Origin of the sequence: Sphingomonas panacis, assembly GCF_001717955.1 — a bacterium.
GTDB classification, from domain to species: domain Bacteria; phylum Pseudomonadota; class Alphaproteobacteria; order Sphingomonadales; family Sphingomonadaceae; genus Sphingomonas; species Sphingomonas panacis.
In genome coordinates, this window is sequence record NZ_CP014168.1 from 886,973 (window position 1) to 910,015 (window position 23,043).

26 protein-coding genes, 1 tRNA gene and 1 pseudogene are annotated in these 23,043 nt (G+C 62.6%); 16 read left to right on the top strand and 12 right to left on the bottom strand.

Annotation, left to right across the window (positions count from 1 at the left end; genetic code table 11):
• Nucleotides 1–129 precede the first annotated feature (129 nt).
• Together J0A91_RS04060 and J0A91_RS04065 are read right to left on the bottom strand one after the other, a co-directional pair.
• A complete protein-coding gene (locus tag J0A91_RS04060) occupies nucleotides 130–939 on the bottom strand; it encodes an undecaprenyl-diphosphate phosphatase (protein WP_069203838.1) in 810 nt (269 codons plus the stop codon).
• A gap of 66 nt (nucleotides 940–1,005) precedes the next feature.
• Nucleotides 1,006–1,941: a complex I NDUFA9 subunit family protein gene (locus tag J0A91_RS04065; RefSeq protein ID WP_069203839.1), complete on the bottom strand. Its 936-nt coding sequence runs from the start codon at nucleotides 1,939–1,941 to the stop codon at nucleotides 1,006–1,008.
• 103 nt (nucleotides 1,942–2,044) lie between these two features.
• On the opposite strand from J0A91_RS04065, the gene J0A91_RS04070 reads away from it, so the two are divergent.
• Nucleotides 2,045–2,131, top strand: a tRNA-Leu gene (locus J0A91_RS04070).
• A gap of 162 nt (nucleotides 2,132–2,293) precedes the next feature.
• On the top strand, nucleotides 2,294–3,517 hold the full coding sequence (locus tag J0A91_RS04075) for a tyrosine-type recombinase/integrase (RefSeq protein ID WP_069203840.1): 1,224 nt from the start codon (nucleotides 2,294–2,296) through the stop codon (nucleotides 3,515–3,517).
• Nucleotides 3,518–3,533: 16 nt separating this feature from the next.
• Here the strand turns inward: J0A91_RS04075 and J0A91_RS04080 are convergent, their stop codons facing one another.
• Complete coding sequence (locus tag J0A91_RS04080) at nucleotides 3,534–4,481, bottom strand: hypothetical protein (RefSeq protein WP_240502192.1); 948 nt, start codon at nucleotides 4,479–4,481, stop codon at nucleotides 3,534–3,536.
• Nucleotides 4,482–5,149: 668 nt separating this feature from the next.
• On the opposite strand from J0A91_RS04080, the gene J0A91_RS04085 reads away from it, so the two are divergent.
• The 9 genes from J0A91_RS04085 to J0A91_RS04125 all read left to right on the top strand — a co-directional run bounded on the left by J0A91_RS04085 (nucleotide 5,150) and on the right by J0A91_RS04125 (nucleotide 11,203).
• Nucleotides 5,150–5,386, top strand: a complete 237-nt coding sequence (locus J0A91_RS04085) for a helix-turn-helix transcriptional regulator (RefSeq protein WP_069203841.1) — start codon at nucleotides 5,150–5,152, stop codon at nucleotides 5,384–5,386.
• Nucleotides 5,387–5,474: 88 nt separating this feature from the next.
• The gene (locus J0A91_RS04090; RefSeq protein ID WP_069203842.1) at nucleotides 5,475–6,149 is read left to right on the top strand and encodes a DUF6088 family protein; all 675 of its coding nucleotides are present in this window, start codon (nucleotides 5,475–5,477) and stop codon (nucleotides 6,147–6,149) included.
• A gap of 347 nt (nucleotides 6,150–6,496) precedes the next feature.
• Nucleotides 6,497–6,790, top strand: coding sequence for a VirB8/TrbF family protein (locus J0A91_RS24800; RefSeq protein WP_069203843.1), 294 nt, complete (start codon nucleotides 6,497–6,499; stop codon nucleotides 6,788–6,790).
• On the top strand, nucleotides 6,787–7,629 hold the full coding sequence (gene trbG, locus J0A91_RS04100; RefSeq protein WP_069203844.1) for a P-type conjugative transfer protein TrbG: 843 nt from the start codon (nucleotides 6,787–6,789) through the stop codon (nucleotides 7,627–7,629). The genes J0A91_RS24800 and trbG overlap by 4 nt, the downstream gene beginning before the upstream one ends.
• Nucleotides 7,626–8,846, top strand: coding sequence for a TraB/TrbI/VirB10 family type IV secretion system protein (locus tag J0A91_RS04105; RefSeq protein ID WP_069203845.1), 1,221 nt, complete (start codon nucleotides 7,626–7,628; stop codon nucleotides 8,844–8,846). Before trbG ends, J0A91_RS04105 begins: the two co-directional genes overlap by 4 nt.
• Before the next feature lie 9 nt (nucleotides 8,847–8,855).
• On the top strand, nucleotides 8,856–9,077 hold the full coding sequence (locus tag J0A91_RS04110) for a DUF2274 domain-containing protein (RefSeq protein WP_069203846.1): 222 nt from the start codon (nucleotides 8,856–8,858) through the stop codon (nucleotides 9,075–9,077).
• Nucleotides 9,074–9,721 carry a hypothetical protein gene (locus tag J0A91_RS04115; RefSeq protein WP_069203847.1) on the top strand — a complete coding sequence of 216 codons (648 nt, stop codon included), beginning with the start codon at nucleotides 9,074–9,076 and terminating at the stop codon, nucleotides 9,719–9,721. The genes J0A91_RS04110 and J0A91_RS04115 overlap by 4 nt, the downstream gene beginning before the upstream one ends.
• Before the next feature lie 25 nt (nucleotides 9,722–9,746).
• Nucleotides 9,747–9,983, top strand: a complete 237-nt coding sequence (locus tag J0A91_RS04120) for a helix-turn-helix domain-containing protein (RefSeq protein ID WP_083224497.1) — start codon at nucleotides 9,747–9,749, stop codon at nucleotides 9,981–9,983.
• Between the two features lie 473 nt (nucleotides 9,984–10,456).
• On the top strand, nucleotides 10,457–11,203 hold the full coding sequence (locus J0A91_RS04125; protein ID WP_240502193.1) for a type IV toxin-antitoxin system AbiEi family antitoxin: 747 nt from the start codon (nucleotides 10,457–10,459) through the stop codon (nucleotides 11,201–11,203).
• 108 nt (nucleotides 11,204–11,311) lie between these two features.
• Here the strand turns inward: J0A91_RS04125 and J0A91_RS04130 are convergent, their stop codons facing one another.
• From J0A91_RS04130 to J0A91_RS04140, 3 genes are all read right to left on the bottom strand, one after another.
• Entirely contained in the window at nucleotides 11,312–12,568 is a 1,257-nt protein-coding gene (locus J0A91_RS04130; protein WP_069207016.1) for a type II toxin-antitoxin system HipA family toxin, read from the bottom strand.
• An 11-nt stretch (nucleotides 12,569–12,579) separates the two neighbouring features.
• Nucleotides 12,580–12,939, bottom strand: a complete 360-nt coding sequence (locus tag J0A91_RS04135; RefSeq protein WP_240502194.1) for a helix-turn-helix domain-containing protein — start codon at nucleotides 12,937–12,939, stop codon at nucleotides 12,580–12,582.
• Nucleotides 12,940–13,892: 953 nt separating this feature from the next.
• Nucleotides 13,893–14,843 carry a LysR family transcriptional regulator gene (locus tag J0A91_RS04140; protein ID WP_338056960.1) on the bottom strand — a complete coding sequence of 317 codons (951 nt, stop codon included), beginning with the start codon at nucleotides 14,841–14,843 and terminating at the stop codon, nucleotides 13,893–13,895.
• 43 nt (nucleotides 14,844–14,886) lie between these two features.
• On the opposite strand from J0A91_RS04140, the gene J0A91_RS04145 reads away from it, so the two are divergent.
• On the top strand, nucleotides 14,887–15,909 hold the full coding sequence (locus J0A91_RS04145) for an NAD(P)H-binding protein (protein WP_069203850.1): 1,023 nt from the start codon (nucleotides 14,887–14,889) through the stop codon (nucleotides 15,907–15,909).
• A gap of 22 nt (nucleotides 15,910–15,931) precedes the next feature.
• Nucleotides 15,932–16,420: a hypothetical protein gene (locus J0A91_RS04150; protein WP_069203851.1), complete on the top strand. Its 489-nt coding sequence runs from the start codon at nucleotides 15,932–15,934 to the stop codon at nucleotides 16,418–16,420.
• Nucleotides 16,421–16,859: 439 nt separating this feature from the next.
• Here the strand turns inward: J0A91_RS04150 and J0A91_RS04155 are convergent, their stop codons facing one another.
• Nucleotides 16,860–17,711: a nucleotidyl transferase AbiEii/AbiGii toxin family protein gene (locus tag J0A91_RS04155; RefSeq protein ID WP_069203852.1), complete on the bottom strand. Its 852-nt coding sequence runs from the start codon at nucleotides 17,709–17,711 to the stop codon at nucleotides 16,860–16,862.
• Nucleotides 17,704–18,390 carry a type IV toxin-antitoxin system AbiEi family antitoxin domain-containing protein gene (locus J0A91_RS04160; RefSeq protein WP_069203853.1) on the bottom strand — a complete coding sequence of 229 codons (687 nt, stop codon included), beginning with the start codon at nucleotides 18,388–18,390 and terminating at the stop codon, nucleotides 17,704–17,706. The genes J0A91_RS04155 and J0A91_RS04160 overlap by 8 nt, the downstream gene beginning before the upstream one ends.
• A 415-nt stretch (nucleotides 18,391–18,805) precedes the next feature.
• Here J0A91_RS04160 and J0A91_RS25120 point away from each other — a divergent pair, with 415 nt between their 5' ends.
• The 3 genes and pseudogenes from J0A91_RS25120 to J0A91_RS25125 all read left to right on the top strand — a co-directional run bounded on the left by J0A91_RS25120 (nucleotide 18,806) and on the right by J0A91_RS25125 (nucleotide 19,960).
• Entirely contained in the window at nucleotides 18,806–18,973 is a 168-nt protein-coding gene (locus J0A91_RS25120; protein ID WP_476749570.1) for an Arm DNA-binding domain-containing protein, read from the top strand.
• A 115-nt stretch (nucleotides 18,974–19,088) separates the two neighbouring features.
• Nucleotides 19,089–19,265, top strand: a pseudogene (locus tag J0A91_RS25185) (phage integrase central domain-containing protein); the annotation flags it as partial.
• 134 nt (nucleotides 19,266–19,399) lie between these two features.
• The gene (locus J0A91_RS25125) at nucleotides 19,400–19,960 is read left to right on the top strand and encodes a tyrosine-type recombinase/integrase (protein ID WP_338056961.1); all 561 of its coding nucleotides are present in this window, start codon (nucleotides 19,400–19,402) and stop codon (nucleotides 19,958–19,960) included.
• A 451-nt stretch (nucleotides 19,961–20,411) separates the two neighbouring features.
• Here the strand turns inward: J0A91_RS25125 and J0A91_RS04170 are convergent, their stop codons facing one another.
• From J0A91_RS04170 to J0A91_RS04185, 4 genes are read right to left on the bottom strand one after another with little or no spacing between them, the layout of a single operon-like run.
• A complete protein-coding gene (locus J0A91_RS04170) occupies nucleotides 20,412–21,572 on the bottom strand; it encodes an iron-containing alcohol dehydrogenase (RefSeq protein ID WP_083224498.1) in 1,161 nt (386 codons plus the stop codon).
• The gene (locus J0A91_RS04175) at nucleotides 21,566–21,760 is read right to left on the bottom strand and encodes a hypothetical protein (protein WP_069203854.1); all 195 of its coding nucleotides are present in this window, start codon (nucleotides 21,758–21,760) and stop codon (nucleotides 21,566–21,568) included. Before J0A91_RS04175 ends, J0A91_RS04170 begins: the two co-directional genes overlap by 7 nt.
• The gene (locus J0A91_RS04180) at nucleotides 21,760–22,176 is read right to left on the bottom strand and encodes a GFA family protein (protein ID WP_069203855.1); all 417 of its coding nucleotides are present in this window, start codon (nucleotides 22,174–22,176) and stop codon (nucleotides 21,760–21,762) included. Before J0A91_RS04180 ends, J0A91_RS04175 begins: the two co-directional genes overlap by 1 nt.
• A gap of 39 nt (nucleotides 22,177–22,215) precedes the next feature.
• Nucleotides 22,216–23,016 (bottom strand): SDR family NAD(P)-dependent oxidoreductase, encoded by an 801-nt coding sequence (locus J0A91_RS04185; RefSeq protein WP_069203856.1) that lies wholly within the window; start codon nucleotides 23,014–23,016, stop codon nucleotides 22,216–22,218.
• Nucleotides 23,017–23,043: the final 27 nt, after the last annotated feature.

Sequence of the window (23,043 nt, forward strand, 5' to 3'; positions counted from 1 at the left end):
CAGGCGATTGTTACGCCTGTCACGCATTTTTGGTCGCATAGGTAAGCTAACATTACCTATTTGGAGATATTGCCGAGACACGACACCGTTTCCGTCACATCTTCGCGCATGATTAGGTACGGTACGGACCTACCTTGCCAACAGCCACACCAGCGCCGCACTGCCAGCGACGATCCGATACCACGCGAAGGGCGAGAAGCCGCGCTTGGTGACGATGCCGACGAACCAGCGCACCACCAGCAGCGCCACGATGAACGCGACCACGAAACCGATCGCGATGCCGCCGAATCCAACCCCGCCCCCAGCCGCCAGCTCATGCCGGTTCTTGACCAATTCCAAAGCGGTAGCGCCCAGCATCGTCGGAATGGCAAGAAAAAAGCTGAACTCCGCCGCAGTGCGCCGCTCCACCCCGAGGCTGAGTGCGCCGAGGATCGTCGCGCCTGAGCGGCTAACGCCCGGGATCATCGCGAGGCACTGGATGAAGCCGATGCCGATCACCTTGGGCAGCGGAATGTCCGCTACGCCGGCGATGTCACCTTCCTTCACCGTGCGCTCGATGAACAGGATCGCGAAGCCGCCGACGATCAGCGCGACGCAGACCGTGACGGGCGATGCGAGCAGCGCCTCGATATATTTGTGCAGCGCCAGCCCGATCACCGCCGCCGGCAGGAACGCGACGAGCAGGTTGCGGACGAATCGAATCGACACCGGATCGACTCGCATCAGCCCGGAGATCACCGCCCAGAACGTCCGCCAGTACAGCACGACGATCGCGAGGATCGCTCCGAGCTGGATGACGATGTTGAACACTTCCCAATAGGCGGAATCATAGCCGAGCAGCGCCGAGGCGAGGATCAGGTGCCCGGTCGAGGACACGGGCAGGAACTCGGTCACGCCTTCGACGATGCCGAGCAGAATGATGGTCAGTAGATCGGTCACGCAAATCCCCCTTTGCGGCGAGCGCCATCGCGCCCCCCGCACGTCCACGCCGTCACGCTCCGCCGTTCAGGCGGCAGCGCGGGCGCCGAATCTCCCGTTGCGACGATAGCGGACAAGCCACGTCGGGGCGACCGCAGCAAGCGGGGTTGGGGAAATTTTAAGATCGGCGAAGCCGACCGCCGCGCTCCCCACGACATTGTCATGCTGGAGCATCTTCCATTGATCCTGCGTGATCGGCGCACCGGGCAGCGCGCCGCCCATCGCGATCAGCCCACCGATCGCGTCAGGCAACTCGAGAAACGTCGGCTTGCGGCCGATCGCCTGCGCGATCCAGCGCAGCAGCGCGGCCATCGTCAGCACGTCCGGGCCACCGAGTTCGAACGTCTTGCCTGCCGCCAGCTCCGGCTCGGCGATCGCGGCGGCGACCGCCTCCGCCACATCACCGACGAACACCGGCTGGAACCGGGTCTGCGCGCGCAGCACCGGCACCAGCGGCGCGCTCGCGATCATGCTGGCAAATCGGTTGAGGAACTGGTCCTCGCGCCCGAACACGATCGAGGGGCGCAGGATCGTCGCCTGCGGGAACGCCGCGCGCACCGCCGCCTCGCCCTCGCCCTTGCTGCGACCATAGGCCGAGCTGCTCGCCGGGTCGGCGCCGATGGCGGACATATGCACGAGCGTTTCGACGCCCGCCGCACGCGCCGCCTCGGCGACCACGCGCGCGCCGGCGACATGCACTCGCGCGAAATCGCCCGAGAGGATGCCGACCAGATTGACCACCGCATCGCTGCCCGCGACCGCATGCGCGACCGTCTCGGGCTTGGTGATGTCAGCACCGACGAACTGGGTCTGCCCGAGGCTACCGAGCGACTTCAGAAACCAGGCCGCGCGCGGATCGCGCTGCGCGATCCGCACCCGCGCGCCACGCGCCATCAGCGCCTGAGCGACATAGCGGCCCAGGAAGCCGCCGCCACCGATCACCGTCACTAGCGTGTTGTTCATGCCCGTCCGTTCCTCATACCGATCGCTGGGTTCGCCTCTGCCCCAGCAACAGGCCTGTTGACAAGGCCGCTCCACCTCCCCTAAAGGCCCGCCCCTACCCCGTGCCCAGATGGCGGAATTGGTAGACGCACCAGCTTCAGGTGCTGGCGATCGCAAGGTCGTGGAGGTTCGAGTCCTCTTCTGGGCACCATTTGTTCTTCCGGGGATATCCGAGAACGTCCGAAAAGTGGCTGATTTCAGCCACTTTTTGTGCCAAGACCGTCCGGTCAAATCCGGGCTGATCCGGCACCAATCGGGAACAAATATGGTATCCTGCATGGTATCGAAGGCCCCTTATGGACGGGCCGATACCATGGGAAAACTCTACGCGACGACCGTTACGAGCGCCAGGCCGAGGGAGCGCGAATACAAGCTCACCGACGGCGCCGGTCTTTATCTCCTCGTCAAACCGAACGGCCGGAAGCTCTGGCGGCTGAACTACGCCTATCTCGGCAAGCAGCGGACGCTCTCCTTCGGCGCCTGGCCCGATGTCGGCCTCGGTGACGCGCGCGAACGGCGCGACGAAGCGCGCAAGATGATCGCGGCCGGCCTCGATCCCTCGCACGAGGCCAAGCTCGCCACCGCGCGCGAAATGCTGTCCGAGGAGAACAGCTTCAAGCTGGTCGCCGAGGAATGGGTCGCCAAGCAGGAACGCGAAGGGATGGCCGAGATCACCCTCAGCAAGATTCGCTGGCTGCTCGACAAAGCCTATCCCAGGATCGGCAATCGCCCCATCGCCAAGATCACCGCGCAGGAGGTGCTTGTTGTCCTCCGTTCGGTCGAGGCCACCGGCCGATACGAAAGCGCACGGCGCATGCGCAGCGTACTCGGTCGCGTGTTCCGTTATGCCATCGCGACCACGCGGGCCGAAACCGATCCGGCACGCGACCTGCGCGGCGCGCTCACCGTGCCCAAGGCCAAGCATCTCGCCGCCATCACTACTGACAAGGGCGCGGGCGAACTCATGCGCGCGATCGAAGGCTATACCGGCCATGCCATCACCCTGTTCGGGCTCAGGCTGTCGGCGCACCTGTTCGTGCGCCCCGGCGAATTGCGCCAGGCCGAGTGGAGCGAATTCGACTTCGACCGTTCGGTCTGGAACATTCCCGAGCAGAAGATGAAGATGCGGCGGCCGCACCGCGTGCCGCTGTCCACGCAGGCAACCAAGCTCTTCGAGCAGCTCTGGGAGCTCACGGGCACGGGGAAATATTGCTTTCCCTCCTTCCGCTCGCCGCGTCGGCCGATGTCCGAGAATACCGTCAATGCGGCGCTGCGGGCGCTCGGCTTCGGCCAGGAGGAGATGACGGCGCACGGTTTCCGGGCGATGGCAGCGACGCTGCTCAACGAAACGGGCAAGTTCAATCCCGACGCCATCGAGCGCCAGCTAGCCCATATGGAGACCAACGCCATCCGGCGTGCCTACACCCGCGGCGAATATTGGGACGAGCGCGTGCGCATGATGCAGCACTGGTCCGATCATCTCGACCAGTTGCGCGACGGCGCCAAGGTGCTGAAGCCGAATTTTGCGCGCGGCTGACAGGACGGACATCCGATCACCGATCACGGTAGGTCCAGTTCGTCACATCGGCGATCGATTCGAACACATCCAGCGGATCGGATGCGAGCGGATCATATTGGGTCGCCCGCGCCTCCGCCCAATCCAGCCATTCGGACGCCAGCTTGTCTTCTATGACCACGGTCGGATCCGGAATCGCGGCGCGAAGCGCGGCGACGAAACTCCGGGCAAGCTCGGCTTCGCGCCACCGGCCGGCATGTTCGAGCAGACGCCGAAAGCGGTTCTCCTCGAGCTTGCGTTGCTGTTCCAGTTCGTAGCGCCGCTGAGCCTCGATCCGCCGCCGCTCCTCCGCCTTCTCGCGCTGCTCCCGCTCGACCGCCATCAGCGGGAACGCGGCGACCAGCGTCGCAAGAATGTCGCCGACCATCATCTCGACCGTGCCCTTGCGGCCGTCCTGCCAGTTGCGCCGCAAACCACCGGGCAGCCAGCCTTTCACCTCGAAGATGAGAATGTCGGTTTCGACGAGTTCGAGCTTGTAGTCCTTGTCACCGGACGAGCGCCAACGCTGCTCATCGGCCGTGAGCGGTCGCCGGACCTGTTGCAGCTTCGCCCTGAACTGAAATTCGATCCTTTCGCGGCCGGATGTCGCAAAAAGCTCCAACCGCTCGCCCTCGGTGACGAGGATCTTCTGAGCTTCCAGCGCCTTGAGCAGCGCATCGAGCATGCGGTGGCGTCGCCGCTCCTGCGGCGTGAACGCCGAGGGCCGGACCAACCGTTTGAGCCGACGATCGTAGACTTGTTCGCCCTTCCTGATCTCTTTCTCTCGTCTGGCGACCCAGCCGGCTATGATCGGATGCGGGCGCACAAGCAGTTCGGCCACCTGCAGCGCTTTCGTCCTGTCCCGTGCAGCCGCCAGTTCCTTTTCCACCGCCGGCTCAGCGGCACGGGTGGGCGGGACCGGCATTATGCTGATCGGGTCCGCCATGCCGGAACGCGCTGGTGGCAGCGCCCTTGTCTCAACCGCCTTGCCGGCGGCCAGCTTGTTCCAATGTCCCGGAGCCGGCCGGGGAATGTCGAGCCGATCACATATCTTCGCCAGATCGTGACCCGACAGGCCGAATGTCCTTGCCAGATGGCTGATCGGTTTTTCCCAGACGAGTGCGTGAAGCTGCTGCCGGGTCAGGCTGGTGTGTGCATCGGGACGCTCATCATCAGAACTCATGGTGTCGAGCAGCCCTGCATGCTGTGCCGTTTAACCTCGCTTTATGACCGGGAGCGGCAACGAGGATCGCCTTCCGTCGTCATTGACGCACGCCAGCGATTTTCCCCGACAGTATTTTGAAATCAAAGGTCGGATTGGTCGCGCGCAACCACGTCGAAGGGGACACTCTCGACATCACCAGCTTGCCCGACGCTGAATCCGAGCATTTCGCCCAATATCCTTCAGCCACCCCGAAACGGGAGGGATCGGCTTCCTTCCTCGCAAAAATAGTTGGCGGGTACCTTTCACCTTCGCCGTCTCCCGCCCAACCAGCCATGCGGCGACCAGGGGAGAAAGACCACGATGCAACTGTTGGGAGGCATGGCCATGCTTGCCGCCTTCGGTAGGCGCGGTTTCGCAAAGGCGCGCGAAAGGCTGGCGGAGTCGCACAAATGACGACCGAAACAGACCCCGAAGCCGCGCAACCGCCCGACCGTCTGCTCCGTCTTGCAGAGGTTCGTCATCGGGTAGGTCTCGGTAAGACCATGATCTACCGGCTGATCCAAGAAGGGAAGTTCCCCGCGCCGTACAAGCTGTCGCCGTTCGCGTCGCGGTGGAGTGACCGAGAGATCGCGGCTTGGGTCAACGATGTGAAGGATGGCTTCGAGGGAAAGCGCCGCCAGGCGTAGGCACCGCGACTGCTGATCCCAGCAGCCATTCTTCGCGCACGATCTTTGTCAGAAAAATGTATATATATTTCTGACAAAGGAAGCGGCAATGCGTGGGAATGCCCTCGATCTGAAAGCGCACATCCTTGATCGGCTGGAGCAAGCGGCCCCCTTCGGCGCCTGGACACCCGTCGATTTCCTCGATCTCGGGCCGCGCGAGGCTGTCGACCAGGCGCTTCACCGGCTGACGCGCGGCAAGCAGATCCGCCGCATCGCGCGCGGACTCTACGACAAGCCCAGAACCAACAGCCTGACCGGTAAGCTGACCAATCCCGATCCCCGCGCCGTGATCGACGCGCTGTCTCGGCGCGACCAGACCCGCATGCTCATCGACGGCATCACGGCCGCCAATGACCTCGGCCTTACCAATGCGGTGCCCGCGCACATCGTCGTGCATACCGACGCGCGCCTCAAATCCTTCGAGCTTGGCAATCTCGTGATTGCGTTCAGGAAGACTGCCCCCAGCAAGCTCTATTGGGTTGGACGGCCAGCAATGCGCGTCGTGCAGGCGCTGCACTGGCTTCAGGACGTGCTGCCGCAGGATGGCGAGCGCATACGCGCGCGACTGCGCGCGATCTTCGGCGACCCCGATCATGGCCCTGCCATCGTTGAAGATCTCCGCGGCGGCATCCGCACTCTGCCGGCATGGATGCAGGACTTTCTGCACGACCTTCTGGGCGAAGCGGATATACTATCCCGGAACGACGACCGCTTGCGCCCATGACGAAAATCCCGTGCGTGCGGACTCTTGCCGGGAGGCTACCAGCGAAGGTTTGGCTCAGCATCCGTTGGACCTTACGGCTCTGTAGTCACGAGGAGCCATCGCCGGGGACGCATTGACCCCCGCCTTTCATGCCGAGCATCGCAGCCCGAAATTACATCCATTATGGAGAAGGTTTTGAACCCAACCGGTTAGTGTTGCTTCTTCGAGTCAGGGCGTTAGTCTGGTCACGCGTCGCGAGGGCGGCGCCGAGGCTTGAGAACCTCGCTTGGGAAAGTTTGACCCGCCATCGACGCGGCCGGGTGGCCGACGCGCATGTCCAAGCCGTTCGCGGCCAAAGGCGTCGGCGCATGTCTCAAGTCAAATGGACCGAGACGGCCTATGAGCGTGGGAGCGAGTCAGGTTCCTCCCACTGGACCGGCATCCTGACGATCCTGACGAAGCCGCCAGTATCGGCCGACACCCTCCGCAAGAACCCCCTCGGCATCTACATCGACGCGATCGACTGGAGCCGCGAACTCGAGCCCGCGGCGTCGACTGCTCCCGCGCGCACCACGCAGCCGCCCAGCAACGTGCCGCTCGGCTCGCCGCTCGACCCGAACCTTGCCGCTCAACCGACCGTCAATACGGAGACCCAGCCATGACCAGAACTCTCGCAGCCGCAGCGCTGCTGGCGCCTTGCCTGATCCTTGCTGCCCAAACCGCAGAGGCGACCACAGACAAAACCACGCCGGTCGCCGCGGCCAACCGCGCGGCGACGATCGAGCCCGTCGCGCAGGGCTTCATCAACGCCGCGCAGGTCTATCCGTTCGCCGACGGCGCCATCTATCATGTCATCACCGCGCCCGAGCGGGTGACCGACATCGCGCTGCAACCGGGTGAGACGCTGGTCGCCGTGGCAAGCGGAGACACGGTGCGCTGGGTGATCGGCGATACTAGCAGCGGGTCGGGCGCGGAAAAGCGAACCCATGTGCTGGTCAAGCCGTTCAGCGCTGGTCTGTCGACCAATCTCGTCATCACCACCGACCGGCGCAGCTATCATATCGCGCTGACCAGCGTGATGAAGACGGCGATGGCCGCGCTCTCCTGGACCTATCCCCAGGATGCGCTGATCGCATTGAAGCGCGCCGCCGCGGCGACCGAGGCGGCGGCTCCGGTGGCGGCCGGGATCGAGGTCGAGCAGCTTCATTTCAACTATGCCGTATCGGGCGATCGGCCAGCCTGGCGGCCGTTTCGTGCTTTTGACGACGGGCGGCAGACCTTCATTGAATTCCCGGCGACGCTGGCCGTCGGCGAGGCGCCGCCGATCTTCCTGGTGGACGGGAAAGGCGAGGCGCAGCTCGTCAACTATCGCGTAAAGGGCCGCTTCTACGTCGTCGATCGCATCTTCGACGTTGCCGAACTTCGCCTCGGCACAAAGCACCAGCAGATTGTCCGCATCAGCCGGGTGGCGGAAGGCGCGCCCAAGCGGAGGGGATCATGACCGCCGAGGCGGCAGCCCCACCAGCATCCGAGATCCCCGCCGCACCGGGCAAGGTGGACCCGGAAACGCTGGCGCTTCGCGCCCAGCCGGCACGGGCGATCCGCTTCAAGCGGGGCGCCGTTGTGGCGATCGCGGCGCTCGGCTCCGTCAGCCTGGTTGCGACGGCGTGGGTCGCGCTGCGGCCGTCCGCACTGCACCTCGCTGGACAAGCCGACGACCAGACGGTCGCGGCGAAAGCGCCGGCCGATACACTGAGCGGGCTGCCGGGCAGCTATGGCGACGTGCCCAAGCTCGGGCCACCGCTGCCCGGCGATCTCGGCCGGCCGATCCTCGATCATCAGCGCGCCATGGGCATCGCGCCGACGAGCGGCGAAACCGGGCGTGCCGACCAGGCCGCAGCGACCGAACGCGATCGACGGGCAGCAGAGCTGAGGGCGGCGCGTGAATCGGGATTGCTAGTGCAATCCGGCAATCGCACCGATCCGAGCCGCGACGCCGCTGCGATGCCATCCTCGTCACCGGTCGCAGCCACCGATGCGTCGCGGATCGCTATCGATCCTGATCGCGATCCCAATGCCCAGCAGCGCAAGGCCGACTTCGTCGCGGCGCGCGACACCGGCCGCGACGTCAACGAGCATCGGTTGAGCCCGCCGGCGTCGCCGAACATGCTATCCGCCGGCAGTGTCATCGCGGCGAGCCTGATCACCGGGCTTCGATCCGACCTCCCTGGCCTCGTCACCGCTCAAGTGACCGAACGCGTCTTCGACAGCGCAACGGGCAACATCCTTCTCATTCCGCAGGGCGCGCGGTTGATCGGCAGCTACGATAGCGTAGTCGCCTTCGGACAGAAGCGCGCGCTGGTGGTGTGGCAGCGGATTATCTTGCCGGACGGCAGCTCGATTCGGCTCGACAACGTGCCCGCGACGGACCCATCTGGCTATGCCGGGCTCGCCGACAAGGTCGACTTCCACACATGGGCGCTCCTGAAGGGCGTTGCGATTTCGACCCTGCTCGGCGTTGGCGCGAACGTGACATTCTCGGGCGAGAGTGACCTCGTCCAGGCGATCCGCGAATCAACGCAGCAGAATGTGTCGCGCGCCGGCGACCAGATCACGTCCCGCAATCTGCAGATACAGCCGACAATCACCATCCGGCCTGGCGCGCCGGTACGGCTGATTGTGCACCGCGATCTCATACTCGCGCCGTGGCGCGGTTAGGAGGAACACATGCCGGAACTCAAGCTTCCCAAGCTGCCGGACAGGACGTCGATCAAGCTGCCAATCACCGTCACGCCCGACCTGCACCAGATGCTGCAGGACTATGCCGCGCTCTATGCAGAATCCTATGGGCGCGAAGAACCGATTGCAGAACTCATCCCTGCGATGCTGGCGGCATTCCTCGAAAGCGACCGGGCCTTCCTGCGCTCGCGGCGTGTCCCGGTGCGATGATGATCGCCTACGCTTCCCGCACCGGGACACGCCGCAATCTGGACGCCCTGCGTACCGCCGGATGGCGGCTGCTGGTATCGGCGCGCGGTGTCCTTCGCACTGAAGGATTCTGCTATGCGCTCGACAACGGCGCGTGGACTTCGTTCCAGCGTGGCGAGCCCTTTCATGTCGCCGCGTTCGAGAGGGCCGTAGCGCGGCTCGGGGCAGATGCCGACTGGATCGTGGTGCCCGACATCGTCATGGGCGGTCTCGCCTCGCTGCAATTCTCGCGTGGTTGGCTCGACAGGCTTCGGCATCGTCGCACACTGTCTGGCGCGACCTTCCTGATCGCAGTCCAGAACGGCATCAAGCCCGGGCATGTCCGCGGTCTGCTAGGTCCGCAAGTAGGGATCTTCGTCGGCGGCGACACGCGCTGGAAGCTGGCGACCATGGCCCAGTGGGCGCGCGTTGCGCACGCGCACGGTGCGATCTGCCATGTCGGACGGGTCAACAGTGTGCGCCGCATCCACCTGTGCGCAGGGGCCGACATCGACAGTTTCGATGGGTCGGGCGTCTCGCGCTTCGCATCCGCTCTGCCGCCGCTCGACCTTGCCCGGCGGCAGGGTGACGTCGAGGGCTGGCTGGCGCGAAGGATCCTGCGATGATCGCCATCTGCTCACGGCCGAGATCATGACGAGGGGCCCAACCATAGATGAGCGGCGGCAGGCGACGCGGGAGGCGCTCGCCGCTCAGCAGGCATTGCCGACCGAGCCGATCAGCGTGCGGGTCTCCACGGCAGTGAAGCTCACCGGCATCGGCCGATCGACGCTTTACGAATTGATCAAGTCCGGTGAGATCGAAACGGTCAAGATCGGGCGGTCGACGTTCATCCCATATCGGTGCCTGAAGCGACTGATCGGAGATTGACGAAGCACGCCGACGAACGGCTGCTTGTTTTCTGTCTGAATGCGACACTCGCGGTGCATCCGGTGATCGAGATCGGAAATGGAGTAGATTCCGGCGCATTCATTGCCACGCAGCCCGATACGTGATGGCAGGCGCTAGGGCAGCGGGGCCGGCGATCACGTGACAAATCCTCTGAGAGAAACCAGAACATCCCAAGGGTTCGTCACAAGGTAGTCGTCAAGCGAGCGACCTTTCGCATCTTCCCGATCGGGAATTTTTCTGCCCTCATCAGCCCATTTCCAAGCCAATCTTCCCGTTCGGGAATATGAGCAGTCACGCTTTCGGCAAGCCCATTCGGGAGAACGCGTGAAACGCCTTCTCGTCAAAGCCGGATGATGCGGAACCCGGCCGGCGAAATGCGCGGGCGAACTTTCGCTTGAGGGCATTGAAAATTATGCCATAAATATACCATGAGTTCATTACGGTCAGAGAAATTGAGGTCTCTGCTCGATGCTTGGGAGCCCCGCAGCGTCGCGACCACTGCCTATCTCAAGACCCTCGGCATAACGCCGCAGGATCTTCAGAATTACACTTCATCGCGCTGGCTGATGTCGCTCGGCCGGGGCGCCTTCAAGCGCCCGAAGGAAACGGTGACCTGGCAAGGCGCACTGCACGGCCTGCAGTCCCAGTTGCGGTCGCCTGTCCATGTGGGGGCGCTGACCGCGCTCGAGATGTGGGGCAACAACCATTATGTGCGGTTCGCTGCCACGCGGGCCTGTCTGCTTTCGCCGCTAAACGTCGCGCTGCCGCTCTGGTTTAGAACCCATTGGGGCGATGAGATCCGCCACGTCCAGACGAAGCTCCTCCCGCCGGACTTGGGCGTGATCGAGCAGACAACGCCTGAGGGCTTTGCCTTGAGGACTTCCACTGCGGAACGCGCCGCGCTGGAACTGCTGCATCTCGCGCCGAAGATATTCGGCCTCGTCGAGGCCGGGTTGATCATGGAGAGCATGACCTTGATACGGCCAAAACTCATGCAGAGCCTGTTGGAGCAATGCGCCTCGATCAAGGCGCGCAGGCTATTTCTCTATCTTGCGGAGCGCGCCGATCTGCCGGTCATGCGCCATCTCGACCTTGATCGGATCGATCTCGGGGTCGGCGACCGCAGCCTCGTGCCGAACGGGCGCTATGTCGCGAAATATCGGCTGCTGCTCCCCAAGGAACTGGTCGATCCTGGTTGAGCGCTATCGCTCGTGAGGGAGGCCGCCGACTTTTCTCCCCTTGCTTGGGGAGAACGAACTCCGCCGCCTATGATGATCATTTTGTCGTTCGAGTTCCTCTTCCGCTGCTCATTTTTCCGCGCAGGAGTTCAAGATCGGCGTGATCGCTTTCACATGCGCGTCGATACGCTTGAGCACCGTTGCAGGGAGGATGGCGCGCTCCGGCAGATGCCACCAATGCTCGTTAACGCGAGCCACTGTCTCCACCACGGCCTGAAGAACCGCCGGCTCAGGCAGCCTTGCTCGGTTCGCGAAAGATTTCCAGCGAGGCGCCGACAGCGCCTTGAACGACCGTTCGCCACCCAGCGATAGCGCCATGCTGTCTGTGGGAATGTAAGGGATAGTCGACAACACGTCGTAGATCGGCGCGAGCGCGGGCGTGCTGCCTTCATCACGATAGATCAGCGACCAGTTTTTCAGGTGCATGTCGCCATTGCCGGTCACTACCGCCAGCGCGAGCCGGCGCACAAATTCGAGCGCGGCGGCAGGAGACACGGCCGCGTTCACGGCGGCGGCCACATCGTGATAGGCCGCCCCCTCATATTTGCGGGAGGGATAGACGCCAAACACCTGGGCGAAGTCCTCTATGTGGATTCTCTCACCCTGTGGGCCACGGTCAAAACGCCTGATGAGAAGAACCTTGCCGTCTGACAGCGTGTCGAAATCTTCCGGAATCCCCTCAAAATCGGACTTCGCGACCAATTCACGCTCGGGCACCTCCATGCCGACCGCGGCCGCGAGGGCGAGATTGGCAAACTCGTTTTCGGACACGCCGGGAAATGCCGTGGAGGGGAACTTCGCGATATATTGCCCCTGGCCGTCATCGAGCGGAAGGGTCAGTCCGCCGCCCTTGCCGGTGTTCTTCATCACCGACAGCTTCATCTGCACGCCCGCGAGCGAAAAACGCGCCTTCGGCTTTCCCTTTGCACGGTCCTGCGGCGCTGCTTTCGTGCCGTCGCTCGGCAGGGCCCGGACGGCTCCCGGCAGATCCGCGCCGAGCGCTGCCAACAGGTCGAAATCATTGCCCGGGCGGACGGCGCCTGCATGATGCTTTTCCATCGCTTCGCGCAGTTTGTCCTCTGGCAGCAGGTTCGCAAAGAAGGCCGGCAATGCCCCGCTCACCGGCTTGGGATCCTTGCGCAAGCCCCCGGTAGCCGCGCGGAAGGACAGGCTGAGGATCGGCACACCGCCGGTCGCCCGATACACCTCGTCAAAGCTGAACGCGTTGAAGTCACCGGGCGTCCTGACGATCACACCGACCTTCAGCGCATTCAGGAACACGTCTAGGGACTGGATCGCCTGAGGTGCGTGAGAAGTTTGTGCCATGATATTCGTCTTCAATCGGGCTGTGAAACAAAGGCCGGCAAGTCGTCGTCGTCATGCGGACGCATCAACGCCCGGACGGCCGGGACCATCGCTTGCGGCACCAGCATCATCTCCAGCCCGATGGCACGGGAGACATTCATGAGCGTCGTGGCGCGCGCTGCAGCAATGCCCGTTTCGATATCGCGATAGCGTGGACGGGATATGCCAGCCAGATCGGCCACCTGCTCTTGCGTCAGTCCGGCGGCCAGCCTCGCCTGCCGCAGGAGTTCGCCGAGTTCGCGCAGGGTTTCAGATATAGCGCCCACGATGATCCCTACACGATTCAAAATGAAATCACATGAAGCGTCTACATATCTTGCTTCGGCCGGCACGTCAAATTTGAATGCTCCCTTTCCATATCATATGAGTCAAACGAGATATGTAAACATATCACGTTCTGGATGGCATCTGCCGGTTCAGGAGGGAAGAGAACGAGGTGCTGGTGGCGACGAGGCGCTGGAGGGCTTTTCGGCGGCATCGCGAGGCCGAAAACGTCCGCTGGCGCCCATACGCTTCGTGGCGTGCCGGCGCTAATCCGCTGGAGAATGCAGATCTTAGGGTCTGGCGGCTCATAATCTGTCCGAAATTTGCAGTCGTATTTCGGACAGCGTTGGCTCTCACCCTAGCGCGCGATACGCTGGGTCGAGCGCTTCGGGATGCGCAGATTTTAGGTTAGCGTGCTGCGCGAAAATTAGGTTTTCGTGTTTGAGCGGTCGGAATCGTACCATCCGAATCACTCGCCTGATTGATGTGTTTTTAGGTCGGAATTTTCCGTCGAGGGACTCGAACCTCCGAAGCAAAAAGTCCCAGGGTATCGATTATGGTATCGACCGACGACAGCCATAGTAAGGCACTGAATTATAGAGATAAATATGGCGTTTTCGAGTCCTCTTCTGCTTGAAATCCGACGACGTCCAGCGGCGTCCGGGCGTGTCCGGCCAGCGAGAGACCGCGATAGCTTCGCACTCAATTTTTAGGGAGAAACCTTGCGCCGCATTCTCGAAGCCAGCCATTCAAGTTGATCATTTGGTGTGGCTTACCGGCGCCTGTCGAAAGGCGGGATTTGGGACGAAGCTGCCGTTCCCAAGCGATAGGTGAACGGCAGGTTTTGTCAGGAGGCGATAAACGGCGTTTGCCCCGACTGGCACGGCTTAGGAATGGGAGGAACGCCCGATGATGATGGGCACTATCCCTAAGCTGTGGCGCGACCATGCCCAAGCCAATCTATGAAGGCGAAGTCCAATTTATGGCAGCAATATCGACAATCGGATGGGATTGTCCCGCTTCATTTCCGGCTATCCACGCGCCGGTAGTCGCCATAGGCCTCGAACGCATCGACGAGATGATCGAACAGCGCCCCGACCCGCGGCAGGCGGCGCAGATTCTCATGCGTCACGATCCAGGTCGGCAATTCGGGAAGCGCGATATCGGGCAGGACGCGCTCGAGATCGGGATAGCGCAGCGCCGTCGGGACCTGCGCCACGGCAATGCCGAGGCCCGCGCGGGCGAGCGCGAGTTGCGCGGGATGGCTGTCGGTCCGTGCGATCCAGCGGATGCGAGAAGGGTCGCCGATCCGCGCTGCGATAGCGAGGTCGCTACGATTGCGGTCCGGCCCGATGAACAGATGGTCGGCAATCTCGGCGCTGGAGCCGGGACGACCATAGGTCGCAAGATAATCCCGATGAGCGAACAGACCGAGCGGAATCGAAGGCACCTTCTTGGCCACAAGCGCGGATTGCTCCGGCGGATGCATCCGCACCGCCACATCCACCTGTTGGTCGAGCAGGTCGGCACTGGCATTGCTCAGCTCGAACTCGACAGCGAGACGGGGATGCTTGTCGCGCAGGCTGCGAAGCATCGGGGGCAGGACCTCCAGACCCACGAAGTCGGAGACGCTGAGCCGAACCCGGCCGGCGACGGCGCCTGAATCGGCGGATGCCGCCCGCAGCATCGCTTCCGATGCATGCGCCATGGCGCGCGCGGGTGCGGCCATTGCCTCGGCGGTCGGGGTTGGAACCAGGCCATGCACCGAGCGAGTGAACAGCGCCGTGCCCAACGCCGCCTCCAGCGCCTCGATGCGCGCGCGCACCGTGGGCTGCGACAAGCCCAGCCGGCGTGCCGCAGCCGACAGGCTGCCCGTGTCCACAACCGCCAGAAAGGCGCGCTGATCGTCCCATCCGACATTCTGGCTCATAAATTTCTTATAGTCTGATGGTGGATAATTGACAATTTTCATGTGAGCCGATCGGGGCGATCTTCTGCTTTGAAGGAGATTACCGATGGTTCAGACTGTTTCGACAAGCGCCGCCCCCCGGGCGGCATTGGTTCTTGGTGCAACCGGCGGGGTCGGCGGTGCGATTGCCGCCCAACTCATCCGCGACGGATGGCAGGTGCGCGCGCTCTGCCGCGAGGCCGATCTAGCGACCTCGCGCTGGCGGCATGCGTGCGCCGCCCCACACTTCGTGACGGGCGATGCCATGGATAGGGCCGCCGTCGTCCGTGCCGCCACCTTTGGTGATGGCGTTGCGGTCATCGTGCATGCGGTCAACCCACCGGGCTATCGCAACTGGTCGTCGCTCGTGCTGCCGATGATCGACAACACGCTGGCGGCGGCGCGCGCCGCCGGGGGCGCGCGGATCGTGCTGCCCGGCACCGTTTATAACTATGACCCCGCGCATACGCCCGTCATCGACGAAACCACGCCGCAAAATGCGCGCACCCGGAAAGGGCAGATTCGCGTCGCGCTCGAACGCAAGCTGGCGGAGGCCGAGGTTCCGTCGCTGATCCTGCGCGCAGGCGACTTTTTCGGGCCGGCGGCGGGGGCCAGCTGGTTCGCGCAGGCGATGGTGAAGCCGGGGCAACCCGTGCAGAGTTTTACCAGCATGGCGCGGGAGGTTCCGCATGCCTATGCCTATCTCCCCGATCTTGCCGCCGCCTTTGCCGGCCTGCTCGCGATCCCCGAGCGGTTGCGCCCCCACGAGAAGGTCCAGTTCGCGGGCCAATGGGACGCGACCGGCACGCAGATGCGCGATGCGGTGCGCCGCGTCGTGGGCAAGGACGTGCCCGAGCGCGCCTTTCCCTGGTGGATGATGCGTCTCGCGGCCCCCTTTGGCGGCTTTCCCCGCGAAGCATTGGAGATCGAACCCGTCTGGAAGCATCCGATGCGGCTCGACAATCGCCGTCTCGTGGAGTTGCTCGGCACCGAACCGCATACGCCGCTCGACAATGCTGTCGCCGCGACACTGGCCGGCATGGGCTGCATCGCGCGCACCCCGCATGCCGCCGATTTAGCCTTGGCCTGACCCCCACCGAAGGAGACCGACGATGACGTGGAAAACCTATCTGATCGCGCAGGCGCTTGGCGTCGCGGCGTTCAATGCCGTCTGCAACGCGGGCTATACAGCCTATCTCTGGCAGGCGCCCGTGCTCCCGTTAGAAACGATCGGCGCGGATCTTGCCATGACGCCGATCTGGATCGGCCTGCTTTCGGTGCTGCTCGGCACGCCGTTTGTCCGCAAGGCGCTCGCGGGCGGCCGGATGATGGAGGAGGCAGGGCTTCGCGCGCCGCGGCTGGCGAAGATGCTGCCGCGCAATCTGGTCCTGCGCGCGATCACCGCTGCGGCGCTATGTGCCGTGCTGTTTTCCCTCCCGCTGGCGCTGCTTATGCCTGCGCTCGGCGACGGACTGCTAACGCAGGCCGATGCCATTGGCGGCAAGGTGATCCTTACGATCGCGTTCAGCCTGATCCTCGTGCCCTTGGTCGCCTATGCCACGATCGCGGATATGCCCGCCACCGAGGCGACACGCGCTTGACCTGCCGTGCATCGATGAGCTTGCATTCAAGCGATCCTGCACATTTCTGCTTCTTGCCCGGCGCCCCCTTGCTTACGCCGGGCAAGTTGCTGCCGGCGTCTCTTGGCGCAACGCAGGTAATGCCGACGCTCGCCCAGGGCGTCGTTGCCTCCATCGTCGTCGCATCTCCTGGGCTGGTGTACCGATGCTTTGCGCCAGGCGAACGGCGGGTCTTCGAACAGAACGACGTTCGCGCTCCTGCCGCCAAACTTCCTAAAGTGGTCGACCCCTTCCTGAGATGTCGAGAGCCGTTAACCCGCGATTCGAACGTCAGATCTGTTCAAGCCGTAGAACGACCTGACTGCTTTATCGCGGAGAGGGCCAATACTTCTACCTTGGGCATGGCAACTAGTCAGTACGCTGGACAAAACGCCGCTGACCGCAACTCGGAATGGCCAATTTACGCCGCCGCCATCTTCCCAAGCTTTGCGAGGAAGAAGCGGTCGCTCCATAATTCCAGCGACTTCGCCTCCGCTGGGCGAAGGAAGCGCATGACGTCGTTGGCGGCGGCTTTCCAGTCGATAGTGGCTATGGTGTTCCGCAGCGTGTCCTCCAGCCATGCCATATTGATCTTGAGTTCTTCCTGCCCCGCCCATGGGCCCGCCTGGATGAGGGCCGCCTGGAGATGCGCCAGATTGGGAGACACCCCGTTCGAGACATACCAGGAAAAGTCATACCAATCCCTGCCCTTCAGATAGCCTCGGCAAAGGAGCGCATGGATTTTCAGCGCGAAGTTGGACGGCAGATCCTGATGCCGTACCTCATAGTCGGCGGGGAAATCGAGAAAGGTGCTGGCTTCCCCGGACCTGGGCGGTGGATTGGTGTCGATCTCCAGCTTAATCCTGATCGTTCGGCGGCGTCCCGTGCCTGCGAAGGTCAGATCGAGCTGACTCGCGATGGAGTCATCCTTGAGCACCGCCTCCCGAACCGCCTTGTCCATCCTCTCCTTCGGCTGGGCATCGAGCTTCAATCCGAACTGTGCGAAAACCTCGACCAGAATTTTGAGATAGGGTGCCCAATCGAACTCGGGGTTCGGTGACCGGAGCATGAAATCGAGGTCTTCGGAAAACCTTGGCAGACGGTGCAGGATGCGCAGGCTCGTGCCGCCCTGGAAAAGAGCAACATCGAAAAAGTCGCCACGCCATAGCGCGTACAGAGCGATCTCCTGGATGATCTCCTTGGTCGCATTCTCTTCCTCGACCGCGTTGGTTGCTCGATATTGGCGAAGCTTCTCCTGAATGATTTCAATCATCCGCGAGGCGTCCTTTGGCTGCGCCTTTGTTCGTCAAAATGGCGTCTTCAAGAGAATGGAGAAAATGGTTGGCGGCCTTATGCTTGTAAACGGGTCGGAGTGCGGAGAAATCCTTGCGCTTAAGTGACAACAGCCGATCCTCGTCGATGCGCATGCCCGTGGTAAGCCAGTCCAAACCGGACCAGCGTTCTTTCCTTAAGGCGACAAGATCCATCAGTGCTCGTAAAGGCTGTGCGACGAATGCCGCAAGTTTGCCGAACTTTTCCCGGTCGACGCTCGTCAGAAACTGGTATTCCTTGAGCGCGAGGGGATGAAAGCTGAATTGCCCGAAGGATGGCGTGTCATAGGTAATCGTCTTGCGGCTGGGCGAAACGCTTGCCGTGGTGAAGACGGCCTCCGGAATCCAGCCGTGGTAGGCGAGGGCGGTTTCAAAGGAAATGTAGCTCCCTGGCAAAAGCGCCTGTGCAGCCACGAAGGGATGGATGGCATCGTTGCTGGTTCGCTGACCCAACATGTAGGTGGCCCGCTTGAGGCGAATCAGAGAACCGTCCTTCAAAGCCCTATGTACCAGAGCATGACGGCGGGCATCGCTCCCGCCCAACAACTCACGAAGCTGGTCTTCGTTGAAGACCCGCTCAGCAAGGCTTGATCCCGAAATCTGTTCCGAAAGCGCGCTCATAAAATTCCATATACTTTCAAAAAATGAAAGTTTCAAGAATTTCTTGAATCGCCAGCAAGGGCCATAGCCGTCCCAAAGCAGCTTTATCGAATCACCTGGGCACACTCACAATTTCGGGGGCTTCAGGACCCGAACCGCTCCGACAAAAAGTCCTTGGGTATCGATCATGGTATCAGCCCGCGACAATGCTCAAGAATTGGCGGTTTTCTGCGCCGGAATCGCTCGTTTTTGAGTCCTCTTCTGGCACCATTTGTTCTTCCGGGGACGTCCGAGGACGTCCCGGAAATGGCTGAAAATCCGGCATTTTCTGTGCTATCACCGTCCGGTCAAATCCGGGCGGATACGGCACCAATCGGGAACAATGGGGGTATATCCGAGGGTATCGTTCTCCGTCCTTTTGCAGGGCGATACCCCCATGAGCACTCTTTTCGCCACGACCGTTGCCGACGCCATGCCACAGGACCGTGACTATAAGCTGTACGATGGCGGTGGTCTCTATCTTCTTGTCTGGTCCAACGGGACGAAGCTCTGGCGCCTCAATTATCGCTATCTCGAAAAATGCCGAACGCTTGCCTTCGGCTAGTGGCCGGAGGTCAGCCTGGCCGACGCACGATCCCGGCGGGACGCGGCTCGCCGGCTGCTCGCGGCTGGCCTCGATCTCTCGCATGAGCAGAAGGTCGCCCCTGGCGAAGGCCCGTGTGGAAGAGAACGACACGTTCAAGACCGTCGCCAAGGAATGGATCGCCAAGAACGAGCGCGAGAACATAGCCGAGATCACGCTGAACAAGATCCGCTGGCTCCTCGACAAAGCCTATCCAAAGTTCGGCAACCGGTCGATCGCCAAGATCACTACCCAGGAGGTGCTGGTTGTCCTGAGGTCGGTCGAGGCAACTGGGCGCTATGAGAGTGCCCGCCGGATGCACAGCGTGCTCGGCCGGTCTTCCGCTATGCCGTCGCCACCGCGCGCGCCGAGCGCGATCCGACCGGCGACCTGCGTGGGGCGCTCACCGTGCCCAAGGCCAAGCACCACGCGGCGATCACCAACCCCAAGCGCGCCGGCGAGCTCATGCGCGCGATCGAAGGCTATAGCGGACAGGCGATTACGCTCTATGGGCTCCGACTCTCGGCCCATATGTTCGTGCGCCCCGGTGAGCTCCGACAGGCCGAATGGGCCGAGTTCGACTTCGACCAATCGGTCTGGAACCTTCCGCCGGAGAAGATGAAAATGCGTGGCGCCCACCGCGTGCCGCTCTCGACGCAGGTCAGGGCTCTGTTCGAGGAGCTTTGGGAGCTCACGGGATCTGGCAGATACTGTTTCCCCTCGTTCCGCACCGGCCGGCGTCCGATGTCGGAGAACACCGTCAATGCGGCGTTGCGCGTTCTCGGCTTCGCCCAGGAGGAGATGTGCGCGCATGGCTTCCGGGCGATGGGGGCGACCATCCTCAATGAGAGCGGGCGGTTCCATCCCGACGCGATCGAGAGGCAGCTCGCCCATGTCGAGCGCGATGGCGTGCGTCGCGCCTACACACGCGGCGCATATCGGAAAGAGCGGGTCACGATGATGCAGTAGGTGGTCGGACGAGCTCGACCGCCTGCGCAACGGCGCCAAGCGACGCGAGAGGAGGATTACCGCGCGGCTCCGGCCTTCGCCTGAAGCACGCACGGAACACGTTTGGGCAGGAGAGAACGAAAAAACGGATGATGCCAACCCGGTCAAGCCGGGGATCGGAACAACCTGCGTGATCCACCGCGCCGCGAGCGCGACACAGTGACGAGGATCCGATCCACCGACACCATCATGGCCAGCGGCCTATCGCGCCGCGCGAACAGGCCAGGCACATGAATGGACCTGACCAGGCAATCGTCATCTGCTGAAAATCGCTCTTGCCCAACGGGAGCCGTCCACACATGAATCATCTCCAGCCGGATCACGCTAGGGTTTTTGGGGGTGCCCAGATGCGTTAAAGCCGCCCTCCTGTGTTTCCCGCAGCGCAGAACGCGGCGAAACGTGCGCGATCGGTCTATTCCGCCGCCAGTTCGAGGATCTCGATCACGTCGTTGATCGAGGAAATTGGGCGCGGGCTCGCCTTCACGCCCGGATCGAGCATCGTGTGCTCAGCTATCACGCGAAACTTATCCCGTCCGATACCGACCTCCCTTAGCGTCGTCGGAAGACCGAGCCGCCTCACCAGATCACGGACAACCTTACTGGCAGGCTGGCCGGGCGCGCCCATGAGCTCGCTAACATAGGCTTGGCGATCAGCGCAAAAGGACTCGGTCCACTGCAGAACCGACGGCAGGATCACGCACGAGGTATATCCATGCGGCACATTATGGCCTCCGCCGAGCGTATGGCCGATAGCGTGGCTCGGACCGCCTTTTCCTTGGCTGGCGACAAGGGCGGAGATCGTCATCCACATGCCAAACTGGCACTGCTGGCGCGCGCCGAGGTCTTCCGGCGATGCCAACACGCCGTCGAAGCCCTGCACCAGTTGGCGGAGGCCCTCCGCACCCAAGGCATCGGCAAATGGAAGGCGGTTGCCGGCGCAGAGCTGCTCGATCGCGTGGTCCACCGCCCTGAGCCCGGTTGAAAACCACAGGTCCGGTGGAGTGGCGATCGTTACCGCCGGATCGAGCACCACCCCTCGCGGCGCCATCAGCGGATGGACATAAGCCTCCTTGGCCTGCGTGATTTCGTTTTTGACCCCCGCAAGCGGATTGAAGTCGCCCGCGGAAAGCGTCGTCGGCACAGTGACCATCCGAACACCCGCCGGAAAGCCCGACGTCTTTGCCGGTGACCAATGCGGGCCCAGAGCATAGTCGTCGAGCTCCTCGACCCTTTCAACCCCAGCCCACAAGCACAACTGAACGACCTTGGTGGCATCGGTAGCCGATCCTCCACCGAACGAGACCAGCATTTCCGCTCCGACCGAGCGGGCCATTGCCGCGGCGTCGACGACAGCGCTACGCGGAGAATGCGCGGAAACGCCCGAATAGATGCCCCCGCAAAGATCGCCCAGATCGGCCGCCAGCAGCCCAGCGGGCCCGGATTGCGAAGCCGAAGTTATGATCAATAGTTTGCCGATGCCCCACTGCTTTGCCAGTTCGGCAATAGCCTGCGCCGCTGGCTTGCCGTAGACAACCTTGTCCTGTTGCGGAAAATCATAGCTTCCTGTCAGCATGTTTCGGTTTCCTGGACAAAGTGGATCAATGGGTTGGAAATGTTGAGAGCAGCGTCGAAACTTGGCGTGGTGTGCGCCCCCCGTTCCGAAGGGGTCTCGGCAACGGCTTCCTCGGCCAGCCTCCGGATCTCGACTTGCAAACCATCATCTTCGCCTGCCGAATCAGCCAGCGTCAGTGCGCCCGACATCAGCCGTTCTGGCCTTCCGCAAAAGAGGTGACGTCCACGAAATGGGGAAACCATTCGGCCGCGCGCGAGCGGTAAATTTCAAGTTTGGGCTGGAAGCGGTGCCAATCGTCGAGCGTCCCGGCCTTGACATAGAGGACGCCCGGTCGGCTGAGCAGTTCCGACACTATCGGGGATCCGCACCGCCTGCAGAACTTTCGCAGGACCGTATTTCCGCTGTCCGCAATGTCCTGGTAGACGGTCAGTTCGCCCTGTTCGAGTTGGAAGGCGTTACTCGGCACCACACAGACCATCGACATCAGACTGCCGCTCTGCCTCGCGCAATGGGTGCAATGGCATATCCCGGAACCCAGCGGCTCCTGAGTGAGGCTGTAACGAACATCGCCGCACAGGCACTTGCCGGTTAAAGCATCGCGCATGGCATCATTCCTCCCGTTTCACGACCTGCGGGCAAAGCGTCAGATCGCAGTGTAACCGCCGTCCACGAGGATATCGGTCCCGGTCACATAGCCGGCGGCGTCGCTGGCCAGGAACGCAATGACCGAGGCGATGTCAGAGGGCATGCCTACGCGTTTCGCCGGTATTTTTTCCATCATCCGCGCCTTGATCGCGTCATAGGGGATGATATCACCGTTCTGGTCCCGTTCGGGCGGATGGTTTGCGAACAGGTTGGTCATTGTGGGCCCGGGCAGCACCGAATTGACTCGTATCCCAAATGCAGCAACCTCGTTGGCGATTGCCTTCGACATCATCGCGACCGCCGCCTTTCCTGCGCTGTATGCGGAAAACCTGCCGCCCGCGACCTTACCATAGATCGACCCGAGATTGATGATCGAGGGCATGGCGCCATGTTCGGCAATGCTCCGGAGCATGACCGGAACCGCTCGCTGCATCCCCAGGAACGGCCCCTCGACGTTGATCTGGTTCTGGAGCCTGAAGTCCTCCAGACTCGTCTCCAGGAACGGCGCGGCCGTCATGATGCCGGCGTTGTTGACCAGAATATCGAGCCGACCACATTCCGCCACGATTTCGAAGACCCGGTCCCAATCCTCTGGCGAGGCAACATCGTGCTGCGCGGTGATGACCCGGTCACAATCTGCGAATGCCGCTGCAACGGCATCTCCGTTCAGGTCCGTCGCCACCACGCGGGCGCCTAGCCGGACCAGAACCTCGCTGGTCTCCTTGCCGATACCTGTTGCCGCGCCGGTAACCAGGGCGACACGATCCGTTAGATCAGCCAGCGAAAGATTGTCTGCCATGTTCGTCGCCCTTGTTGTTGCATGATA